The organism is Kineosporiaceae bacterium SCSIO 59966, from assembly GCA_020881835.1.
Classification (GTDB): Bacteria; Actinomycetota; Actinomycetes; order Actinomycetales; family SCSIO-59966; genus SCSIO-59966.
Map to the genome: position 1 here is coordinate 1289632 of CP052876.1, position 19015 is coordinate 1308646.

Consider the following 19015-nt stretch of genomic DNA (forward strand, 5'->3'; position numbering starts at 1 on the left):
AGCATGGACGACGATCCCCGAGGCTGACCGCGGTACGCGCGTGCCCGCAGCCGCACCGACGCGAACCGGAGACAACTCACGTGGCCACGACGAACGACCTCAAGAACGGCATGGTGCTCAACCTCGACGGCCAGCTCTGGTCGGTCGTGGAGTTCCAGCACGTCAAGCCCGGCAAGGGCGGTGCCTTCGTGCGTACCAAGCTGAAGAACGTGCTGTCCGGCAAGGTCGTCGACAAGACCTTCAACGCCGGCACGAAGGTGGACACTGCCACCGTCGACAAGCGCGACATGCAGTACCTCTACAAGGACGGCGAGGACTTCGTGTTCATGGACACGAAGGACTACGACCAGCTGCACGTGCCGGCCGCCACCGTCGGGGACGCCGCCAACTTCCTGCTGGAGAACCAGACCGCGGTCGTCGGCATCCACGAGGGCACCCCGCTGTACGTCGAGCTGCCGGCGTCCGTCGTCCTGGAGATCACTTACACCGAGCCGGGGCTGCAGGGCGACCGGTCCACCGGCGGCACGAAGCCGGCCACCCTCGAGACCGGCTACGAGATCCAGGTCCCGCTGTTCCTCGAGACGGGTACGAAGGTCAAGGTCGACACCCGGTCCGGGGACTACCTCGGTCGCGTCAACGACTGACCCGTGGCCGCCCGCAGCAAGGCCCGCAAGCGCGCGCTCGACGTCCTGTTCGAGGCCGAGCAGCGCGGAACAGACCCCCTCGCGCTGCTGCGCGACCGGGTCGGTTCACCGGGCGCGACCGTGCCCGAGTACGCGGTCACCCTCGTCGAGGGCGTTCAGGCCCACCGCGAGCGGATCGACGAGATCCTCGCCACGTACTCCCAGGGGTGGACGGTCGAGCGGATGCCGGCGGTGGACCGGGCGGTGTTGCGGATCGGCGTCCTGGAGCTGCTGTGGCACGACGACGTCCCGGACGCCGTCGCGATCGACGAGGCGGTCGAGCTGGCCAAGTCGTTGTCGACCGACGAGTCGCCGGCGTTCGTCAACGGGCTGCTCGGGCGGATCAAGTCCCTCAAGACCTCCCTGGTGGACTGACGGCCTCAGGGCTCCAGCCCCACCGCCCGCCGCGCGTCCGGGTCCAGCACGCCCCAGCTGATGAGCTCCTCGGCCAGCGGGCCGGGGGGCATGTCGTAGATCACCGCGAGGGTGCGCAGGTCGTCGGCGCGGATCGACAGCACCTTGCCGTTGTAGTCCCCGCGCTGGCTCTGGATCGTGGCCACGTAGCGCAGCAGCGGGCCCGCCTTCTCGTGCGGCACCTTCTGCAGGGCCTCCAGGTCCAGGACCAGGCGGGGCGGGGGAGCGGCCTGCCCGGACGGCGCGGCGTCCGGTAGCAGCGCCTGCACCGGTACGCCGTAGAAGTCGGCCAGCTCGGCCAGCCGCTGCACGGTCACCGCGCGGTCGCCGCGCTCGTAGGAGCCGACGACGACCGCCTTCCAGCGGCCCTTGGACTTCTGCTCCACCCCCTGGAGTGACAGGCCCTGCTGGGTGCGGATCGACCGCAGCCGCGCTCCGAGTGCCTTGGCGTACGCCGAGGTCATGTCGTCACTCCCTATCCGTCCCGGTCACGGGACCGCTGGACCTCGATCGTCACGGAGCGTGAGCATGCCGGTCAAGCCGAATCGCTGAATCGGGGGGTTTGTCCGGGCCGCCGCGACAGGTGGGGTACCGTGCGGCCAGCCCGCTCCTTTAACCACCGTCCCGTGAGGCGGGGAAGGAGGCGCCCACCATGGCGTCCGCACGTCCGGTGCTCGAGGCACCGGAGATCTCCCGGGCCCTGACCCGGATCGCCCACGAGATCCTCGAGCGCAACAAGGGTCCGCGCGACCTCGTGCTCCTCGGGATTCCCTCCCGCGGCGTCCCGCTCGCCCGCCGGCTGGCCCAGCGGATCGCCGCCGTCGAGCCCGACGTGGACGCCGACGCGGTCACCGGCACACTCGACGTCACGATGCACCGCGACGACCTGCGACGGAACCCCACCCGTGGCGTCGGCCCCACCCAGCTGCCCGCCGGCGGCGTCGACGACCGCGTCGTCGTCCTCGTCGACGACGTGCTGTTCTCCGGGCGCACGGTGCGGGCCGCGCTCGACGCGCTGTCCGACCTCGGCCGGCCCCGCGCCGTCCGGCTGGCGGTGCTCGTCGACCGCGGCCACCGCGAGCTGCCGATCCGGGCCGACCACGTCGGCAAGAACCTGCCCACCGCCGCCGACGAGCGGGTCAGCGTCCTGCTCGAGGAGATCGACGGCCGGGACGCCGTCCTCATCGAGAGCGGCGACGGCGCCGGGTCGCGGGACGGCGAGGAGGGCCTGCCCGCATGAGGCACCTCATCTCCGCCGGGGACCTGTCCCGGGACGAGGCGGTGCAGGTCCTCGACGTCGCCGAGCAGATGGCCGCCACCCAGCAGCGGGAGATCAAGAAGCTGCCCACGCTGCGCGGCCGCACCGTCGTCAACCTGTTCTTCGAGGACTCCACCCGGACCCGGATCTCCTTCGAGGCCGCCGCCAAGCGGCTGTCCGCCGACGTCATCAACTTCTCCGCCAAGGGATCCAGCGTCTCCAAGGGCGAGAGCCTCAAGGACACCGCCCTCACCCTGGAGGCGATGGGCGCCGACGCCGTCGTCGTCCGGCACGGCGCGTCCGGGGCGCCCCACCGGCTCGCCCACTCCGGCTGGGTGCGCGGGTCGGTGCTCAACGCCGGGGACGGCACCCACGAGCACCCCACCCAGGCGCTGCTCGACGCGTTCACCATGCGTCGCCACCTCGTCGGCGGCGGGGACGGCGCGGCCGCGGTCGGCGCCGACCTCACCGGCCGCCGGGTCGCCATCGTCGGGGACGTGCTGCACAGCCGGGTGGCCCGCTCCAACGTGCTGCTGCTGCACACCCTCGGCGCGCACGTCACCCTCGTCGCCCCACCGACCCTGCTGCCGGTGGGGGTGGGGACGTGGCCGTGTGCGACGTCCTACGACCTGGACGACGTGCTCGCCGGCGGGGAGGACGGCCCGGTCGACGCGGTGATGATGCTCCGGGTGCAGCGGGAGCGGATGGCCGCGGCGTTCTTCCCCTCCGCCCGCGAGTACTCCCGCCGCTACGGCCTGGACGCCCGGCGGCTGCGGGCGCTGGGCGAGCACACCATCGTCATGCACCCCGGGCCGATGAACCGCGGCCTGGAGATCTCCGCCGAGGCCGCCGACAGCGCCCGGTCCACCATCGTCGAGCAGGTCTCCAACGGCGTCGCCGTCCGGATGGCCGCCCTCTACCTCCTGCTGGCCGGGGAGGACAGCGCATGAGCACCTACCTGCTGAAGTCCGTCCGGCCGCTGGGCGGCGACCCCACCGACCTGCTGCTGCGCGACGGTCGGATCGCCGAAGTCGGGACCGGTCTGGACGCCGCCGGCGCGAGCGTCGTCGACGGCGACGGCCTGGTCGCGCTGCCCGGCCTGGTCGACCTGCACACCCATTTGCGCGAACCCGGTCGCGAGGACGCCGAGACCGTCGAGACCGGCACTCTCGCAGCGGCTCTCGGCGGATTCACCGCCGTGCACGCGATGGCCAACACCGACCCGGTCGCCGACACCGCCGGCGTCGTGGAGCAGGTGTGGCGGCTCGGCCGCCGTGCCGGCTGGGTCGACGTCCGGCCGGTCGGCGCGGTCACCGTGGGACTGGCCGGCGAGCGGCTCGCCGAGCTGGGGGCGATGGCCGACTCCGCGGCCGGCGTCCGGGTGTTCTCCGACGACGGGCACTGCGTCTGGGACGCCGTCCTCATGCGCCGGGCCCTGGAGTACGTCAAGGCGTTCGACGGGGTCGTCGCCCAGCACGCCCAGGAGCCGCGGCTGACCGCCGGCGCGCAGATGCACGAGGGCGAGCTGTCCGGCGTCCTGGGGCTGCAGGGGTGGCCCGCGGTCGCCGAGGAGGCGATCGTCGCCCGCGACGTGCTGCTCGCCGGGCACGTCGGGTCCCGGCTGCACGTGTGCCACGTCTCCACCGCCGGCAGCGTGGAGATCCTGCGCTGGGCACGCTCCCGGGGGGTCGACGTCACCGCCGAGGTCACCCCGCACCACCTGCTGCTCACCGACGAACGGGTCCGCGGCTACGACCCGGTGTTCAAGGTGAACCCGCCGCTGCGCACGGCCGACGACGTCGCCGCGCTGCGCGAGGCCCTCGCCGACGGGACGATCGACGTCGTGGCCACCGACCACGCTCCGCACACGGTCGAGGACAAGGACTGCGAGTGGGCCGCCGCCGCGATGGGGATGACCGGGCTGGAGACGGCGCTGTCCGTTGTCCAGGAGGCCATGGTCGACACCGGGCTGCTCGACTGGGCCGGCGTGGCGCGGGTCCTGTCGAGCGCTCCGGCGCGGATCGGCCGGGTCGCCGGGCAGGGCCGGCCGCTGCAGGTCGGGGAGCCCGCGAACGTCGTCCTCGTCGACCCGGCCGCCCGTCGCCGGATCGACCCCGCGACGATGGCCACCCAGGGCCGTAACAGCCCCTACGCCGGGACCGAGCTGCCCGGGCGGGTCGTGGCGACGTTCCACCGGGGGCACGCCACCGTGCTGGACGGCGCGCCGGCCTCACCCCGGCCGGTCGGAGACGAGGAGGTGGACCGGTGAGCGCGGAGACCACCATCGCCCTCGTCGTCCTGGTCGTGGCCGTGCCGCTGCTGTGGTGGCTGATGTGGCGCGGGTGGCGGGGCCGGCACGAGCGGCAGGCCGACGTGCCGGCGCCGCCGGCCGTGCCGGAGGGGTTCTCCGCCGACCTGGTCGCCGGCGCGGAGGGCACCTACGTCACCTCGACCCTCGCCGGGGAGCAGCTCGAGCGTGTCGTCCCGCACGGTCTCGGCGTGCCCAGCGCGGTCGTCGTCCGGGTCGGTCGGGCCGGCGTCCTGCTCGAGCGCCGCGGCGCCACCGACGTGTGGGTGCCGGCTGCCGACCTGCTCGGCGCCCGGGTGCAGCGCGGGCTCATCGGCAAGGTCGTCGACGCCGAGGGGCTGCTCGTGCTGACCTGGCGGCTCGGGGACGTCACTCTCGACACCGGGGTGCGGCTGCGGCGCGAGGCCGACCGGCGTCCGGTGCTCGCCGCCGTCACCGGGCTGACCGGGCAGGACACGCCGTGAGCGGCGCGGTGCTCGTCCTCGAGGACGGCCGGACGTTCCCCGGCGAGCCGTACGGCGCCGTCGGCGAGACCGTCGGCGAGGCGGTGTTCTGCACCGCGATGACCGGCTACCAGGAGACCCTCACCGACCCCTCCTACCACCGGCAGGTCGTCGTCATGACCGCCCCGCACGTCGGCAACACCGGCTGGACCGACGAGGACGACGAGTCCGCCCGGATCTGGGTGGCCGGGTTCGTCGTCCGCGACCCCGCCCGGCGGGCGTCGTCGTGGCGCTCGCGCCGCGAGCTCGCCGACGAGCTCGCCGACCAGGGCGTGGTGGGGATCCGCGGCGTCGACACCCGGGCGATCACCCGGCACCTGCGGGAGCGTGGCGCGATGCGGGTCGGGGTGTTCTCCGGCCAGGCGGCGGCGCGCCCGCACGACGAGCTGCTCGAGGTGGTTCGCTCGGCGCCCGCGATGAGCGGGGCCGACCTCGCCGACGAGGTGACGACCGACGCGGCGTACGTCGTCCCGGCGGTGGGGCCCAAGCGGTTCACGGTCGCCGCCGTCGACCTCGGCATCAAGGCGATGACCCCGCGGATGCTCGCCGAGCGCGGCGTCGAGGTCCACGTGCTGCCCGCCACCGCGACCCTGGACGACGTCCTGGTCACCCGACCGGACGGGGTGTTCTTCTCCAACGGCCCCGGGGACCCGGCCGCCGCCACCGACGAGATCGAGCTGCTGCGCGGCGTCCTGGACCGGGGGGTGCCGTTCTTCGGGATCTGCTACGGCAACCAGCTGCTCGGCCGGGCCCTCGGCCTGGGCACCTACAAGCTGCGCTACGGCCACCGCGGGGTGAACCAGCCGGTGCTCGACCGGGCCACCGGGCGGGTCGAGGTCACCGCGCACAACCACGGGTTCGCCGTCGACGCGCCGCTCGAGGGCGCGTTCGACACCCCGTTCGGGCGGGCCGAGGTCAGCCACGTCTGCCTCAACGACGACGTCGTCGAGGGGCTTCGGCTGCTGGACCGGCCGGCGTTCTCGGTGCAGTACCACCCGGAGGCCGCCGCCGGGCCGCACGACGCCGCCCACCTCTTCGACCGCTTCCTCACCCTCCTCGGTGATCATGCAGTTCCGCCACCCGGCAAGGTGGCGGGATTGCATGATCACGGGGGGGAGGGGAGTGGGGTGGCGGGATTGCATGATCACGGGGGAGAGGGGGGTGAGGGCTGATGCCGCGGCGGGAGGACCTCTCCAGCGTCCTCGTCATCGGGTCCGGGCCCATCGTCATCGGCCAGGCCGCGGAGTTCGACTACTCTGGCACCCAGGCCTGCCGGGTGCTGCGCGCGGAAGGGCTGCGCGTCATCCTCGTCAACTCCAACCCGGCCACCATCATGACCGACCCCGAGATGGCCGACGCCACCTACGTCGAGCCGATCACCCCCGAGGTGGTCGAGGCGATCATCGCCGCGGAGCGCCCGGACGCGCTGCTGGCCACCCTCGGCGGGCAGACCGCCCTCAACACCGCGATCGCGCTGCACGAGAACGGGGTGCTGGACAAGTACGGCGTCCAGCTCATCGGCGCCAACGTCGACGCCATCCGGCTCGGGGAGGACCGCGAGGCGTTCAAGGGGGTCGTCGACCGGTGCGGGGCGTCCTCGGCGCGCAGCATCACCGCGCACACCGTCGAGGAGTGCGTGGCCGCCGCTGACGAGCTCGGCTACCCCGTCGTGCTGCGACCGAGTTTCACCATGGGCGGGCTCGGCTCCGGCTTCGCCCACGACGAGGCCGAGCTGCGCCGGATGGCAGCGGCCGGCCTGCACGCCTCGCCCACCACCGAGGTGCTGCTCGAGGAGTCGATCCTCGGGTGGAAGGAGTACGAGCTCGAGCTGATGCGGGACCGCCACGACAACGTCGTGGTCGTCTGCTCGATCGAGAACCTCGACCCGATGGGTGTGCACACCGGCGACTCCATCACCGTGGCGCCGGCGCTGACGCTCACCGACCGGGAGTACCAGCGGCTGCGCGACATCGCGATCGCGGTGATCCGCGAGGTCGGCGTCGACACCGGGGGCTGCAACATCCAGTTCGCCGTCAACCCGGACGACGGCCGCGTCGTCGTCATCGAGATGAACCCGCGTGTGTCGCGCTCGTCGGCCTTGGCGTCCAAGGCGACCGGGTTCCCGATCGCGAAGATCGCCGCCCGGCTCGCCGTCGGCTACACCCTCGACGAGATCCCGAACGACATCACCCGGGAGACACCCGCGAGCTTCGAACCGACGCTGGACTACGTCGTCGTCAAGGTGCCCCGGTTCGCGTTCGAGAAGTTCCCGGCCGCCGACCGGGCGCTGACGACGACGATGAAGTCGGTCGGGGAGGCGATGGCGCTCGGCCGCAGCTTCACCGAGGCGCTGCAGAAGGCGCTGCGCTCGGTCGAGGCCCCAGGGTCGTCGTTCCACTGGCGCGGGGACCCCGGCGACCCCGAGGCGCTGCTGGAGCAGGCCCGGACGCCGACGGACGGGCGGATCGTCACCGTCCAGCAGGCGCTGCGCGCCGGCGCGGACGTCCAGCGGGTGCACGAGGTCACCGGTATCGACCCGTGGTTCCTCGACCAGATCCTCCTCATCGAGGAGGTGGCCGCCGAGGTCCGCGACGCCGACCAGCTCACCCCGGACCTGCTGCTGCGCGCCAAGCGGCACGGGTTCTCCGACGTCCAGATCGGCGAGCTGCGCGCGATGCCCGAGGACGTCGTCCGCGGGGTGCGTCACGCCCTGGGCATCCGCCCGGTCTACAAGACCGTCGACACCTGCGCCGCCGAGTTCGCCGCCCGCACGCCGTACCACTACTCGGCCTACGACCTCGAGGACGAGGTCGAGCCCTCGGACCGCCGCAAGGTCGTCATCCTGGGCTCGGGGCCCAACCGGATCGGGCAGGGTGTCGAGTTCGACTACTCCTGCGTGCACGCGTCGTTCGCGTTGCGCGACGCGGGTTTCGAGACCGTGATGGTCAACTGCAACCCCGAGACCGTGTCGACCGACTACGACACCTCCGACCGTCTGTACTTCGAGCCGCTGACGTTGGAGGACGTGCTCGAGGTCGTCGCCGCCGAGCAGCGGTCCGGGGAGGTGGTCGGCGTCGTCGTCCAGCTCGGCGGGCAGACACCGCTCGGGCTGGCGCAGCGCCTGGCCGACGCCGGCGTGCCGGTCGTCGGGACGAGCCCCGAGGCGATCCACCTCGCCGAGGACCGAGGGTCGTTCGGCCGGGTGCTCGCCGAGGCGGGCCTGCCCGCGCCCCGGCACGGGACGGCGTCCAGCTTCGCCGAGGCCAAGGCGGTGGCCGACGAGATCGGGTACCCGGTGCTGGTGCGGCCCTCGTACGTGCTCGGCGGGCGCGGCATGGAGATCGTCTACGACGAGCAGATGCTCGCCGACTACATCGGCCGGGCCACCCTGGTTACCCCGGACCACCCGGTCCTCGTCGACCGCTTCCTCGACGACGCGGTCGAGATCGACGTGGACGCGCTGTTCGACGGCGAGGAGATGTACCTGGGCGCCGTGATGGAGCACATCGAGGAGGCCGGCATCCACTCCGGCGACTCGGCGTGCGTGCTGCCGCCGGTCACGCTCGGGACGCGCCAGCTCGACCGGGTGCGTGCGTCGACCGAGGCGATCGCCCGGGGGGTCGGCGTGCGCGGGCTGCTCAACGTGCAGTTCGCCCTGGCCGCGGACGTCCTCTACGTGCTGGAGGCCAACCCGCGCGCCAGCCGCACCGTCCCCTTCGTGTCCAAGGCGACCGGGGTGCCGCTGGCGAAGGCGGCCGCCCGGGTGATGCTCGGCGCCACGATCGCCGACCTGCGCGCCGAGGGGATGCTGCCGGCGGTCGGGGACGGCGGTGACCTGCCGCCGGAGGCGCCGATCTCGGTGAAGGAGGCGGTGCTGCCGTTCAAGCGGTTCCGGACGCCGGAGGGGCAGGTCGTCGACACCGTGCTCGGCCCGGAGATGCGCTCCACCGGTGAGGTGATGGGCATCGACGTCGACTTCCCCTCCGCCTTCGCCAAGTCCCAGTCGGCCGCCTACGGCGGGCTGCCGACGTCCGGCGCGGTGTTCGTGTCCGTCGCCGACCGGGACAAGCGCGCCATGCTGTTCCCGGTCAAGCGTCTGGTCGACCTCGGTTTCGAGGTCCTCGCCACCTCGGGCACGGCAGAGGTGCTGCGGCGCAACGGGATCGCCAGCACCGTGGTCCGCAAGCACAGCGAGGGGCCGGGGCCGGACGGCGAGCCCACGATCGTGCAGCGGATCAGCGACGGCGAGGTGGCGATGGTCGTCAACACCCCCTCCGGACGCGACGCCCGCGCCGACGGGTACGAGATCCGCGCCGCCACCACCGCCGTCGACGCCCCGATCATCACGACGGTGCAGCAGCTGGCCGCTGCGGTGCAGGGGATCGAGCACGCCCGGGGCGGCGCCCTGTCCGTGCGGTCGCTGCAGGAGCACGCGCGGGCGCTCCACGCCGTCTGGGGCGACGGGTGACGCCGTACGAGGCGTTCTTCGCTGCCGTGCTGCGGCGGCTCGACGCCGAGACCGCGCACCGGCTCTCGTTCGGCGCCCTGCGTGCCGTGGCCGCCGTCCCGGGGGTTGCCCGTCTCGGCGCCGCGGTGCTCGGGCCGCGTGACCCGGCGCTGCGGGTGCAGGCCCTCGGCCTCGACCTGCCCGGCCCGCTCGGGCTGGCCGCCGGGTTCGACAAGGACGCCCGCGGCGTCGACGGCCTGGCCGCGCTCGGCTTCTCCTTCGTCGAGGTGGGCACGGTGACCGGCCAGGGGCAGCCCGGCAACCCGCGGCCCCGGCTGTTCCGGCTGGTCGCCGACCGCGGGATCGTCAACCGGATGGGGTTCAACAACGCTGGTGCGGCCGCTGCCCGCGACCGGCTGCTGCGCCGCCGGGCGCGCCGGTGGCGGGTCCCCGTCGCCGTCGGGGTCAACATCGGCAAGACCAAGGTCGTCCCGGACGCCGAGGCGGTCTCCGACTACGTGCTCAGCGCCCGCCAGGTCGCCGAGGTCGCGGACTACCTGGTGGTCAACGTCTCCTCGCCCAACACCCCGGGCCTGCGCGACCTGCAAGCGGTCGCGACGCTGCGGCCGCTGCTGACCGCCGTCCGGGAGGCCGCCGACGGCGCCGCCGGCCGGCACGTCCCGCTCCTGGTGAAGATCGCCCCCGACCTCGCGGACGACGACGTCCTGGCGGTCGCCGACCTCGCCCTCGAGCTCGGTCTGGACGGGATCGTCGCGACGAACACCACCGTCTCCCGCGAGGGGCTCGCGTCGCCGGCCGCGGACGTCGAGGCCGCGGGGGCCGGCGGGCTGTCCGGTCCGGTGCTGCGCGAGCGGTCGCTGCAGGTGCTGCGCCTGCTGCGCCACCGCGTCGGCGACCGGCTCGTCCTGGTCTCCGTCGGCGGTATCGAGGACGCCGACGACGCCTGGGAGCGGCTGCGGGCCGGTGCGACGCTGCTGCAGGGCTACACCGGACTCGTCTACGGCGGGCCGCTGTGGCCGCGACGGGTGCACCGAGGGATCGCGCAACGGTTGCGGGACAACGGGTTCGCGTCCCTGGCGGACGCCGTGGGCAGCGAGGTCTCCTCGTGAGCGCGGCCGACCAGCGGCCAGGGTTCGGGGCCCGGCTGGCGACCGCGATGGCCACGCACGGCCCGCTGTGCGTGGGCATCGACCCGCACCCCGGGTTGCTGCACGACTGGGGCCTGACGGACGACGCCACCGGGCTCGAGCGGTTCTCGCTCACCGCGGTCGAGGCGCTGGCCGGCTCCGTGGCCGCTGTCAAGCCGCAGGCCGCGTTCTTCGAGCGGCACGGGTCCGCGGGCGTCGCCGTGCTCGAGCGGGTGGTCGCCGACCTGAGGGCCGCCGGCACGCTGTGCGTCGTCGACGCCAAGCGCGGCGACATCGGCTCCACGATGCAGGCCTACGCCGACGCCTACGTCGGGGACTCCTCCCCGTTGGCCGGGGACGCCGTCACCGTCTCGCCCTACCTGGGGTTCGGGTCGCTGCGCCCGGTCCTCGACCTCGCCACGACGACCGGGCGCGGGGTGTTCGTGCTGTGCCTCACGTCCAACCCCGAGGGCGCCTCGGTGCAGCACGCCACCGACCCGGACGGCGTGCCGGTCGCCGTCCGGATCGCCCGACAGGCGGCCGCGGCGAACGCCGGCGTCGTGGCGGCGGGGGAGGCGATGGGACCGGTCGGGCTCGTGGTTGGCGCCACCACCGGGGACGCCGTCCGCCGCCTCGGAGTCGACCTGGCCGCGGTACGCGGCCCGCTGCTCGCTCCCGGGGTCGGCGCCCAGGGCGCCACCGCCGACGACCTGCGCGCCGTCTTCGGCGCCGCACGGGAGCAGGTGCTCGCGTCGACGAGCCGGGCCGTGCTGGCCGCCGGACCGACCGTGACGGGGCTGCGCGAGGCCGCCCGACGCGCCGCGGGCGAGGCGGCCGCCGCCCTCGGCCGGGGCTGACCGCCCGACGTCACGGCGACGGGGTGGGCCCGCGTTGCCGCCGCGCCGCGGGAGTCGCTAGGTTCGCCAGGCCAGAACCTGCTCGTCCGCCGACCGCCGAGGTGACTCCGTGCCGCTCCCGCCCCTGACACCCGAACAGCGAGCTGCGGCCCTGGAGAAGGCGGCGGCGGCACGGCGCGAGCGGGCCGAGGTGAAGAACCGGCTCAAGTACTCCCAGGGCTCGCTGCGGGACGTCATCGACGAGGGCCAGCAGAACGACGTCGTCGGCAAGATGAAGGTCAGCGCGCTGCTCGAGTCGCTGCCGGGCGTCGGCAAGGTCCGGGCCCGCCGGATCATGGCCGAGATCGGCATCTCCGAGTCCCGCCGGGTCCGCGGGCTGGGATCCCACCAGATCAAGGCCCTCGTCGAGCGCTTCGACCACTGACCGTGCCCGACCCTGAACCCGGCGAGCGGCCGCGGCCCAGCCGGCTGACCGTCCTGGCCGGGCCCACCGCGGTCGGCAAGGGCACCGTGTCCGCCGACGTCCGCGCCCGCTACCCGCAGGTGTGGGTGTCGGTGTCGGCGACGACCCGCCCGCCCCGGCCGGGCGAGGTGGACGGCGTCCACTACCGGTTCGTCGACGACGCCACCTTCGACCAGATGATCGCCGACGGCGGGCTGCTCGAGTGGGCCGTCGTCCACGGCCGCTACCGGTACGGCACTCCCCGCGACCCTGTGCGCAAGGCGCTCGCCAAGGGCCGCCCCGCGCTGCTCGAGATCGACCTGCAGGGGGCCCGGCAGGTCCGCCAGACCATGCCCGACGCGCTGTTCGTGTTCCTCGCGCCGCCGAGCTGGGAGGAGCTCGTCCGCCGGCTCGTCGGCCGCGGTACTGAGGACCCCGAAGAGCGTGAACGGCGCCTGGCCACCGCCCGGGTCGAGCTGGCCGCCGAGTCGGAGTTCGACGTCACCGTGGTGAACGACGACGTCCACCGGGCCACCGACGAGCTCATCTCGCACATGGGCCTGCAGCCGGTGCCCGTCGCGCCGGGCTGAGCGGCGTAGACTGCCCGGCGAGTCCGCACGTCCCCGAACCCGAGAAGCGAGACGAACCCCGTGGCCGGAACCGTGGCAGCACCCGAGGGCATCACCAACCCGCCCATCGACGACCTGCTCGAGAAGTCCGACTCCAAGTACGCGCTGGTGCTGTACGCCGCCAAGCGCGCCCGCCAGATCAACGCCTACTACTCCCAGCTCGGCGAGGGCCTGCTGGAGTACGTCGGCCCCCTGGTGGAGACCCACGCCCAGGAGAAGCCGCTGTCGGTCGCGCTCCGTGAGATCAACGAGGGTCTGCTCACCGTCGAGCCCGCCGACAGCTGACCGGCCCCGCCGCCATGCCCCCGTCGCCACGCGTCGTCCTCGGCGTGTCCGGGGGCATCGCCGCGTACAAGGCCTGCTCGCTGCTGCGCGGCCTCACCGAGACCGGTCACCGGGTCCGGGTCGTGCCGACCCGCGGGGCGCTCGAGTTCGTCGGCGCAGCCACCTGGGCCGCGCTGTCCGGTGAGCCGGTGACCACCGAGGTGTGGGACGACGTCCACGCCGTCCCGCACGTGCGCCTGGGCCAGGAGGCCGACCTCGTCGTCGTCGCCCCGGCCACCGCGGACCTGCTCGCCCGTGCCGCGCACGGACGTGCCGACGACCTGCTGACCGCCACGCTGCTCACCGCCCGCTGTCCGGTGCTGATGGCACCGGCCATGCACACCGAGATGTGGGAGCACCCGGCCACCCAGGCCAACGTCGCCACCCTGCGCGAGCGCGGCGTCGTCGTCCTGGAGCCTGCCGCGGGGCGACTCACCGGGGCCGACTCCGGAGCCGGCAGGCTGCCCGAGCCCGAGGCGATCCTCGCCGCTGCCCGCCGGTTGCTGACCCGCCCGGACGCCGGAGCCGACCTCGCCGGGCGGCACGTGGTCGTCTCCGCCGGCGGCACCCGCGAACCGCTCGACCCGGTCCGCTACCTGGGCAACCGGTCCTCGGGCCGCCAGGGGTACGCGCTGGCCGCCACCGCCGCCGCACGTGGCGCCCGGGTCACGCTCGTCGCCGCCAACACCGATCTGCCCGACCCGGCCGGCGTGCACGTCGTCCGGGTGGGCACCGCCCGTCAGCTCGGCGACGCCGTCCGCCGGGCCGCGGCGGACGCCGACGTCGTCGTCATGGCCGCGGCCGTCGCCGACTTCCGCCCCGCCCGGCCCGCCACCACGAAGATCAAGAAGTCCGCGGACGACGATGGCGCCCCGGTGGTCGAGCTGGTGCGCAACCCGGACGTGCTCGCCGGTCTGGTCGCCGACCCGCCACGGCCCGGGCAGCTCGTCGTCGGGTTCGCCGCCGAGACCGGGGACGAGACGGGCGACGTGCTGGAGCACGCGCGCGCCAAGCTCGCCCGCAAGGGCTGCGACCTGCTCGTCGTCAACGAGGTCGGCGACGGGCGGGCGTTCGGCACGGCCGACAACACCGTCGTCCTGCTTGACCGCGACGGCGGGCAGCAGACCGTCGGCCCGGCCACCAAGGAGGACGTCGCCGACGCGGTCTGGGACGCCGTCCTGCGGCTCGCCGGCCCACGGCCTGTCGGGGGCACCCCCTAGGCTGGGCGGCGCCACTGGTACCCCGGCCGACATGTGCTGCGGCTCGTGCCCAGCGGCAGTCAGCAGCCGCTGCAACCTTTGGAGTGACGTGACCAGTCCTGACCGCCCCGTGCGACTCTTCACCTCCGAGTCGGTGACCGAGGGCCACCCTGACAAGATCTGTGACCAGATCAGCGACCGGATCCTGGACAGCCTGCTCGAGCAGGACCCGAGCAGCCGGGTCGCCGTCGAGACCCTCGTGACGACCGGCCTCGTGCACGTCGCCGGGGAGGTGGACACCCGCGGCTACGCCGACATCCCTGCGCTCGTGCGCTCGACCGTGCTCGACGTCGGGTACGACTCCTCGACCAAGGGGTTCGACGGCCGGTCGTGCGGGGTAGAGGTGTCGATCGGCGGGCAGAGCACGGACATCGCCGCCGGCGTCGACAGCTCGCTGGAGGACCGGCTGCGCGCCGGGGAGGACCCGCTGGACCGACAGGGTGCCGGCGACCAGGGCCTGATGTTCGGCTACGCGTGCACCGACACCCCTGAGCTGATGCCGGTGCCGATCTGGCTGGCGCACCGCCTCGCCGAGCGGCTGTCGGAGGTCCGCAAGGACGGCACGCTCGCCTACCTGCGCCCGGACGGCAAGACCCAGGTCACCATCGGCTACGACGGCGACCAGGCGGTCAGCATCGAGACCGTCGTCGTGTCCACCCAGCACGCCCGGGACGTGTCGCTGGAGTCCATGCTGACCCCGGACGTGCGCGACCACGTCGTCAAGCCGGTGCTGGACCGGGTCGACCTGGACTCCTCGTCGTTCCGGCTGCTGGTCAACCCCACCGGGCGGTTCGAGATCGGCGGGCCGATGGGTGACGCCGGGCTGACCGGTCGCAAGATCATCGTCGACACCTACGGCGGGATGGCCCGCCACGGCGGCGGCGCGTTCAGCGGCAAGGACCCCTCGAAGGTCGACCGGTCCGCGGCGTACGCGATGCGCTGGGTGGCCAAGAACGTCGTGGCCGCCGGGCTCGCGACCCGCTGCGAGGTGCAGGTCGCCTACGCCATCGGCCGGGCCCACCCGGTTGGGCTGTACGTCGAGTGCTTCGGTACCGAGACCGTCCCGCTGCCCCGCATCGTCGAGGCGATCAAGGAGGTCTTCGACCTGCGGCCGGCCGCTATCGTCCGCGACCTGGACCTGCTGCGGCCGATCTACCGGCGCACCGCCACCTACGGCCACTTCGGCCGCGAGCTGCCCGAGTTCACCTGGGAGCGGACCGACCGGGTCGAGGACCTGCGCTCAGCGGTCGGCTGACGTCGCGTCGTCGGACGCCGCTGTGCCGGACGCCGCTGTGCCGCCGGCCGGGCGGACGGTCGCCAGCGCCCGGCGCAGGTTGGCGACCACCCCGCCGATGACGGCGAGGTCGACCGGGTCGAGGTCCCGCCGCCGGGCGAACGCGTCGGTGACCGCCTGGATCCGCTCCTCGACGGCGACCACGCGCTCGTCGTCCGGGTCCATCGGGCTGAGGTAGTCCCGGACGACGGCCGCCAGGTCCTCGAGGGTCTCGGCCGTCGTCGCGGCGAGGTCGTCGTCCAGCGGGGACGTCGGCAGGTCGCCGCGGTGGTACTCGCCGAACGCGGCGACGAGGTCCTGAACGAGCACGGCGACCTGCTCCAGCCCGTGGGCGGCGCGTTGCTGGCGCTCGGTCTCCCTGGCGTGCCAGCGGGCCCGGGGGTTGCCACGGCGGGCCTGGAGCATCTCGGCCACCGCCGACCGCATCGTGTCGACCGCCGGGTCGATGTCCCGCTGCCGCCTGGCCCACTCCTGCCGCGACGGGGCCGGGTGCTGCCGCAGGCCCGCTGCCAGGTCGGTCAGCTGGTCGGCGAGCAGGTCCTGGGCGCGGATGAGCGCGGTGCGGCCCTGGGACAGCCGCAGCGCCGGGAGGGCGAGGTTGACGCCGACCGCCACGACCGCGCCGACCAGCGCCAGCAGCACGTAGGCCAGGGTGTAGGTCCACGGGTCCTGTCCGCCGATGAGCAGGACGAACAGGGCCACGACGGGCACCCAGCTGCGGGAGGCTCCCAGCCACGGCAGGCCGCCGGCCAGCACGCCGGCGAAGACGCCGACCGCGAGGGCCCCGAGGCCGGGGTCCAGGACGCCGTGCACCGCCAGGCCGATCGCCCCACCGGTGGCGATGGACAGCACCGCCTCCACCGAGCTGCGCAGTGAGGCGGCCACCGTCGGCTGGACCGCCACGAGTGCGCCGAGTGGGGCGTAGTACTGGTAGCTCTCCAGCTCGCTCCCGCTGGTGAGGACCTCGGCGGCGAACCACGCCAGCGCCGCCGCGACGGCGGCCTTGGCGGCCATCTGGCTGCGTTCGTGCAGCAGCAGTCGGCGCAGCAGCGGTACGGCTCCTTGGTGGCGCATTGCTCCCGGTCCCGTTCGTCGGCCCCCGTCGTCGTCCTACGTCGTTGCTCTACCCCAGGGACGCGAGTCCTACCACCCGGTGACCGACCCGACCGGACGGCGTTGTCCGTAGCGTCTGGTGGGATGCGGCCATGACGACGGCAGACGGCGCCGAGGCGGTGGACGGCAGGCAGCTGCCGCTCGCCGGGCTGGCGCGCCGTCCAGCGCGCCGCGCCGTCCCGGCGGGCGAGCTTGCCGCCAGCGACCCCGTCGCCGAGGTGGCCGTCGACGTCTCCCTGCCGCACCTGGACCGGCCCTTCGAGTACGCGGTGCCGGCGTCGATGGCGGACGACGCCCGGCCCGGTGTCCGGGTCCGGGTCCGGTTCGCCGGCCAGGACGTCGAGGGCTACCTGCTGGCGCGCAAGCCCGCCGCCGAGCATCCCGGCCAACTGGCCCCGCTGCGCCGGGTGGTCTCCCGGGAGCCGGTGCTCACCCCCGGCCTGCTGGACCTGTGCCGGGCGGTCGCCGACCGGTGGGCCGGCGTCCTGCCCGACGTGCTGCGGCTCGCCGTCCCGCGTCGGCACGCGGGGACCGAGAAGCGTGAGCAGCCCGAGTCGGCCGCTGCGCCGCCCCGGCCCGGTGCCGGACGGTGGGCGGCGTACCGAGCGGGGCCGGCGTTCCTCGAGCACGTCCACGCCGGCCAGGCCCCGCGGGCGGCGTGGACGGCGCTGCCGGGGGAGGACTGGCCCGCCGCCCTGGCGACCGCGGTGGCCACAGCCCTGTCCGCGGACCGCGGCGCGCTCGTCGTCGTCCCCGACCACCGGGACGTCGACCGGGTGGACGCCGCCCTGACGGCGCTCATGGGCACCGGGCGGCACGTCCGGCTCACCGCTGACCAGGGCGCCGCGGCCCGGTACCGGGCGTGGCTGGCGCTGCAGCGCGGCGCCGTGCGCGCGGTCGTCGGGACCAGAGCGGCCGCCTACGCCCCGGTGCACGACCTCGGCCTGGTCGTCGTCTGGGACGACGGTGACGACCTGCACGCTGAGCCGCACGCGCCGTACCCGCACGTTCGCGAGCTGCTTGCGCTGCGCAGCGAACGGGAGGGCGCTGCCCTGATCGTCGGTGGGTTCACCCGCACCGCGGAGGTTCAGGCGTGGCTGGACGCCGGGTTCGCCCGGCCGGTCGAGGCGGACCGCGCCGCCGTCCGGGCTGCCGCGCCGCAGGTGCTGCTACCCGGCGAGGGCCCCGAGCCGGAGCGGGACCCGGCCGCCCGCAGCGCCCGGCTCCCCTCGGTGGCCTGGCGTACCGCCCGGACGGCGCTCGAGCACGGACCGGTCCTGGTCCAGGTCCCTCGCCGGGGGTACCGGCTGGCCCTGCAGTGCGCCCGGTGCCGCTCGCGGGCTCGCTGCTCGGCGTGCGCCGGCCCGCTCGCCCAGTCCTCCGGTCACGCCGTGCCGGCCTGTCGGTGGTGCGGCCGGCCCGCGGGCACCTGGGCCTGCCCGACCTGCGGGGGGACGGCGCTGCGCTCGGCCGTACTCGGACAGCGGCGTACCGCCGAGGAGCTCGGCCGGGCCTTCCCCGGGGTCCCGGTGCGCACCTCCGGCGGCGGGGAGGTGCTGGCCGGCGTCCCGGACCGGCCGGCGCTCGTCGTCGCCACGCCGGGGGCTGAGCCGATCGCGGACGGCGGGTACGCGGCCGCGCTCCTGCTCGACGGGTGGGTGCTGCTCGACCGGGCGGACCTGCGGGCGGGGGAGGAGGCGCTGCGGCGGTGGGCGAACGCGGCCGCCCTGGTCCGCCCCGCGGCGCAGGGCGGCACGGTCGTGCTACTTGCCCCCGCCGGCCTGCCGCCGGTGGAGGCGCTGGTGCGCTGGAACCCGGCCTGGCACGCCGCCCGCGAGCTCGCCGAGCGGATCGAGCTCGCCTTTCCCCCCGCGGTGGCGCTGGCGACCCTCACCGGCCCGGCCGACGCGGTAGGTGCGCTGCTCGGGCACGCCCGGCTGCCGGCGTCCGCAGACGTCCTGGGCCCGGTCCCGGTCGCGCAGGACCCGCGCGCCGCAGCCGGGCAGGACGCGCCGGCCCCGGTGGTCCGTGCGCTCGTCCGGGTGCCGGTCGTCGACCGGGCCACGCTGTCGCGTGCGTTGCGGGAGGCCGCAGCCGTCCGCAGCGCGCGCAAGGAGCCGGGCGCGGTGCGAGTGCAGATCGACCCGCTGGAAGTGCTCTGACGACCTGGCCGAAGACCAGACCCCTCGACCACAGAATGCTGTGCTCAGCGCGGTGCGGCCGGCGTGTCGCGCCAACAACCCAGCATTCTGTGAGGGGACTGGAGGGGAGGGGACTGGAGGGGAGGGTGGCGGGATTGCATGATCACGGGGAGGGAGAAGGGTGGGGGTGGCGGG

The 19015-nt window shown here is 74.4% G+C and carries 18 protein-coding genes; 16 read left to right on the forward strand and 2 right to left on the reverse strand.

Features of this window, described 5'->3' with window-relative positions:
* Positions 1-80: 80 nt before the first annotated feature.
* Together efp and nusB are read left to right on the forward strand one after the other, a co-directional pair.
* On the forward strand, positions 81-644 hold the full coding sequence (gene efp, locus HJG43_06115) for an elongation factor P (GenBank protein UER54183.1): 564 nt from the start codon (positions 81-83) through the stop codon (positions 642-644).
* 3 nt (positions 645-647) lie between these two features.
* Positions 648-1058, forward strand: coding sequence for a transcription antitermination factor NusB (gene nusB, locus HJG43_06120; GenBank protein ID UER54184.1), 411 nt, complete (start codon positions 648-650; stop codon positions 1056-1058).
* A 5-nt stretch (positions 1059-1063) separates the two neighbouring features.
* On the opposite strand, the gene HJG43_06125 is transcribed toward nusB, so the two are convergent.
* A complete protein-coding gene (locus HJG43_06125) occupies positions 1064-1561 on the reverse strand; it encodes a transcriptional regulator (GenBank protein UER54185.1) in 498 nt (165 codons plus the stop codon).
* 188 nt (positions 1562-1749) lie between these two features.
* On the opposite strand from HJG43_06125, the gene pyrR reads away from it, so the two are divergent.
* The 13 genes from pyrR (at position 1750) to HJG43_06190 (ending at position 15527) form a co-directional block, all read left to right on the forward strand.
* Positions 1750-2337, forward strand: coding sequence for a bifunctional pyr operon transcriptional regulator/uracil phosphoribosyltransferase PyrR (gene pyrR, locus HJG43_06130; GenBank protein ID UER54186.1), 588 nt, complete (start codon positions 1750-1752; stop codon positions 2335-2337).
* Positions 2334-3305 (forward strand): aspartate carbamoyltransferase catalytic subunit, encoded by a 972-nt coding sequence (locus HJG43_06135; protein ID UER54187.1) that lies wholly within the window; start codon positions 2334-2336, stop codon positions 3303-3305. Before pyrR ends, HJG43_06135 begins: the two co-directional genes overlap by 4 nt.
* Positions 3302-4624 carry a dihydroorotase gene (locus HJG43_06140; GenBank protein ID UER54188.1) on the forward strand — a complete coding sequence of 441 codons (1323 nt, stop codon included), beginning with the start codon at positions 3302-3304 and terminating at the stop codon, positions 4622-4624. The genes HJG43_06135 and HJG43_06140 overlap by 4 nt, the downstream gene beginning before the upstream one ends.
* Positions 4621-5127 (forward strand): hypothetical protein, encoded by a 507-nt coding sequence (locus HJG43_06145; protein UER54189.1) that lies wholly within the window; start codon positions 4621-4623, stop codon positions 5125-5127. The genes HJG43_06140 and HJG43_06145 overlap by 4 nt, the downstream gene beginning before the upstream one ends.
* Positions 5124-6338, forward strand: coding sequence for a glutamine-hydrolyzing carbamoyl-phosphate synthase small subunit (gene carA, locus HJG43_06150; GenBank protein ID UER54190.1), 1215 nt, complete (start codon positions 5124-5126; stop codon positions 6336-6338). Before HJG43_06145 ends, carA begins: the two co-directional genes overlap by 4 nt.
* On the forward strand, positions 6338-9634 hold the full coding sequence (carB, locus tag HJG43_06155) for a carbamoyl-phosphate synthase large subunit (protein ID UER54191.1): 3297 nt from the start codon (positions 6338-6340) through the stop codon (positions 9632-9634). Before carA ends, carB begins: the two co-directional genes overlap by 1 nt.
* Positions 9631-10743 (forward strand): quinone-dependent dihydroorotate dehydrogenase, encoded by a 1113-nt coding sequence (locus HJG43_06160; protein ID UER54192.1) that lies wholly within the window; start codon positions 9631-9633, stop codon positions 10741-10743. Before carB ends, HJG43_06160 begins: the two co-directional genes overlap by 4 nt.
* Before the next feature lie 47 nt (positions 10744-10790).
* On the forward strand, positions 10791-11618 hold the full coding sequence (pyrF, locus tag HJG43_06165; GenBank protein ID UER55767.1) for an orotidine-5'-phosphate decarboxylase: 828 nt from the start codon (positions 10791-10793) through the stop codon (positions 11616-11618).
* 109 nt (positions 11619-11727) lie between these two features.
* Positions 11728-12042 carry a 30S ribosomal protein S13 gene (locus tag HJG43_06170; GenBank protein UER54193.1) on the forward strand — a complete coding sequence of 105 codons (315 nt, stop codon included), beginning with the start codon at positions 11728-11730 and terminating at the stop codon, positions 12040-12042.
* Positions 12043-12044: 2 nt separating this feature from the next.
* Positions 12045-12650, forward strand: a complete 606-nt coding sequence (gmk, locus tag HJG43_06175) for a guanylate kinase (GenBank protein ID UER54194.1) — start codon at positions 12045-12047, stop codon at positions 12648-12650.
* A 60-nt stretch (positions 12651-12710) separates the two neighbouring features.
* Positions 12711-12974, forward strand: coding sequence for a DNA-directed RNA polymerase subunit omega (locus HJG43_06180; protein ID UER54195.1), 264 nt, complete (start codon positions 12711-12713; stop codon positions 12972-12974).
* Positions 12975-12988: 14 nt separating this feature from the next.
* Positions 12989-14233: a bifunctional phosphopantothenoylcysteine decarboxylase/phosphopantothenate--cysteine ligase CoaBC gene (coaBC, locus tag HJG43_06185; protein ID UER54196.1), complete on the forward strand. Its 1245-nt coding sequence runs from the start codon at positions 12989-12991 to the stop codon at positions 14231-14233.
* 31 nt (positions 14234-14264) lie between these two features.
* Positions 14265-15527 (forward strand): methionine adenosyltransferase, encoded by a 1263-nt coding sequence (locus HJG43_06190; protein UER54197.1) that lies wholly within the window; start codon positions 14265-14267, stop codon positions 15525-15527.
* On the opposite strand, the gene HJG43_06195 is transcribed toward HJG43_06190, so the two are convergent.
* Positions 15513-16640: a hypothetical protein gene (locus tag HJG43_06195; protein UER54198.1), complete on the reverse strand. Its 1128-nt coding sequence runs from the start codon at positions 16638-16640 to the stop codon at positions 15513-15515. The genes HJG43_06190 and HJG43_06195 overlap by 15 nt on opposite strands.
* 131 nt (positions 16641-16771) lie before the next feature.
* Between HJG43_06195 and HJG43_06200 the strand changes: the two genes are divergently transcribed.
* Positions 16772-18841 carry a primosomal protein N' gene (locus HJG43_06200; GenBank protein ID UER54199.1) on the forward strand — a complete coding sequence of 690 codons (2070 nt, stop codon included), beginning with the start codon at positions 16772-16774 and terminating at the stop codon, positions 18839-18841.
* Positions 18842-19015 lie beyond the last annotated feature (174 nt).

What these genes read in the sequence shown, in the direction of transcription:
- HJG43_06190 (UER54197.1), top strand. Translation starts at nt 14,265, where the DNA reads ATGTGCTGCGGCTCGTGCCCAGCGGCAGTCAGCAGCCGCTGCAACCTT.
- pyrR (UER54186.1), top strand. Translation starts at nt 1,750, where the DNA reads ATGGCGTCCGCACGTCCGGTGCTCGAGGCACCGGAGATCTCCCGGGCC.
- coaBC (UER54196.1), top strand. Translation starts at nt 12,989, where the DNA reads ATGCCCCCGTCGCCACGCGTCGTCCTCGGCGTGTCCGGGGGCATCGCC.
- HJG43_06135 (UER54187.1), top strand. Translation starts at nt 2,334, where the DNA reads ATGAGGCACCTCATCTCCGCCGGGGACCTGTCCCGGGACGAGGCGGTG.
- HJG43_06125 (UER54185.1), bottom strand. Translation starts at nt 1,561, where the DNA reads ATGACCTCGGCGTACGCCAAGGCACTCGGAGCGCGGCTGCGGTCGATC.
- HJG43_06195 (UER54198.1), bottom strand. Translation starts at nt 16,640, where the DNA reads ATGCGCCACCAAGGAGCCGTACCGCTGCTGCGCCGACTGCTGCTGCAC.
- carB (UER54191.1), top strand. Translation starts at nt 6,338, where the DNA reads ATGCCGCGGCGGGAGGACCTCTCCAGCGTCCTCGTCATCGGGTCCGGG.
- pyrF (UER55767.1), top strand. Translation starts at nt 10,791, where the DNA reads ATGGCCACGCACGGCCCGCTGTGCGTGGGCATCGACCCGCACCCCGGG.
- HJG43_06200 (UER54199.1), top strand. Translation starts at nt 16,772, where the DNA reads ATGACGACGGCAGACGGCGCCGAGGCGGTGGACGGCAGGCAGCTGCCG.
- HJG43_06140 (UER54188.1), top strand. Translation starts at nt 3,302, where the DNA reads ATGAGCACCTACCTGCTGAAGTCCGTCCGGCCGCTGGGCGGCGACCCC.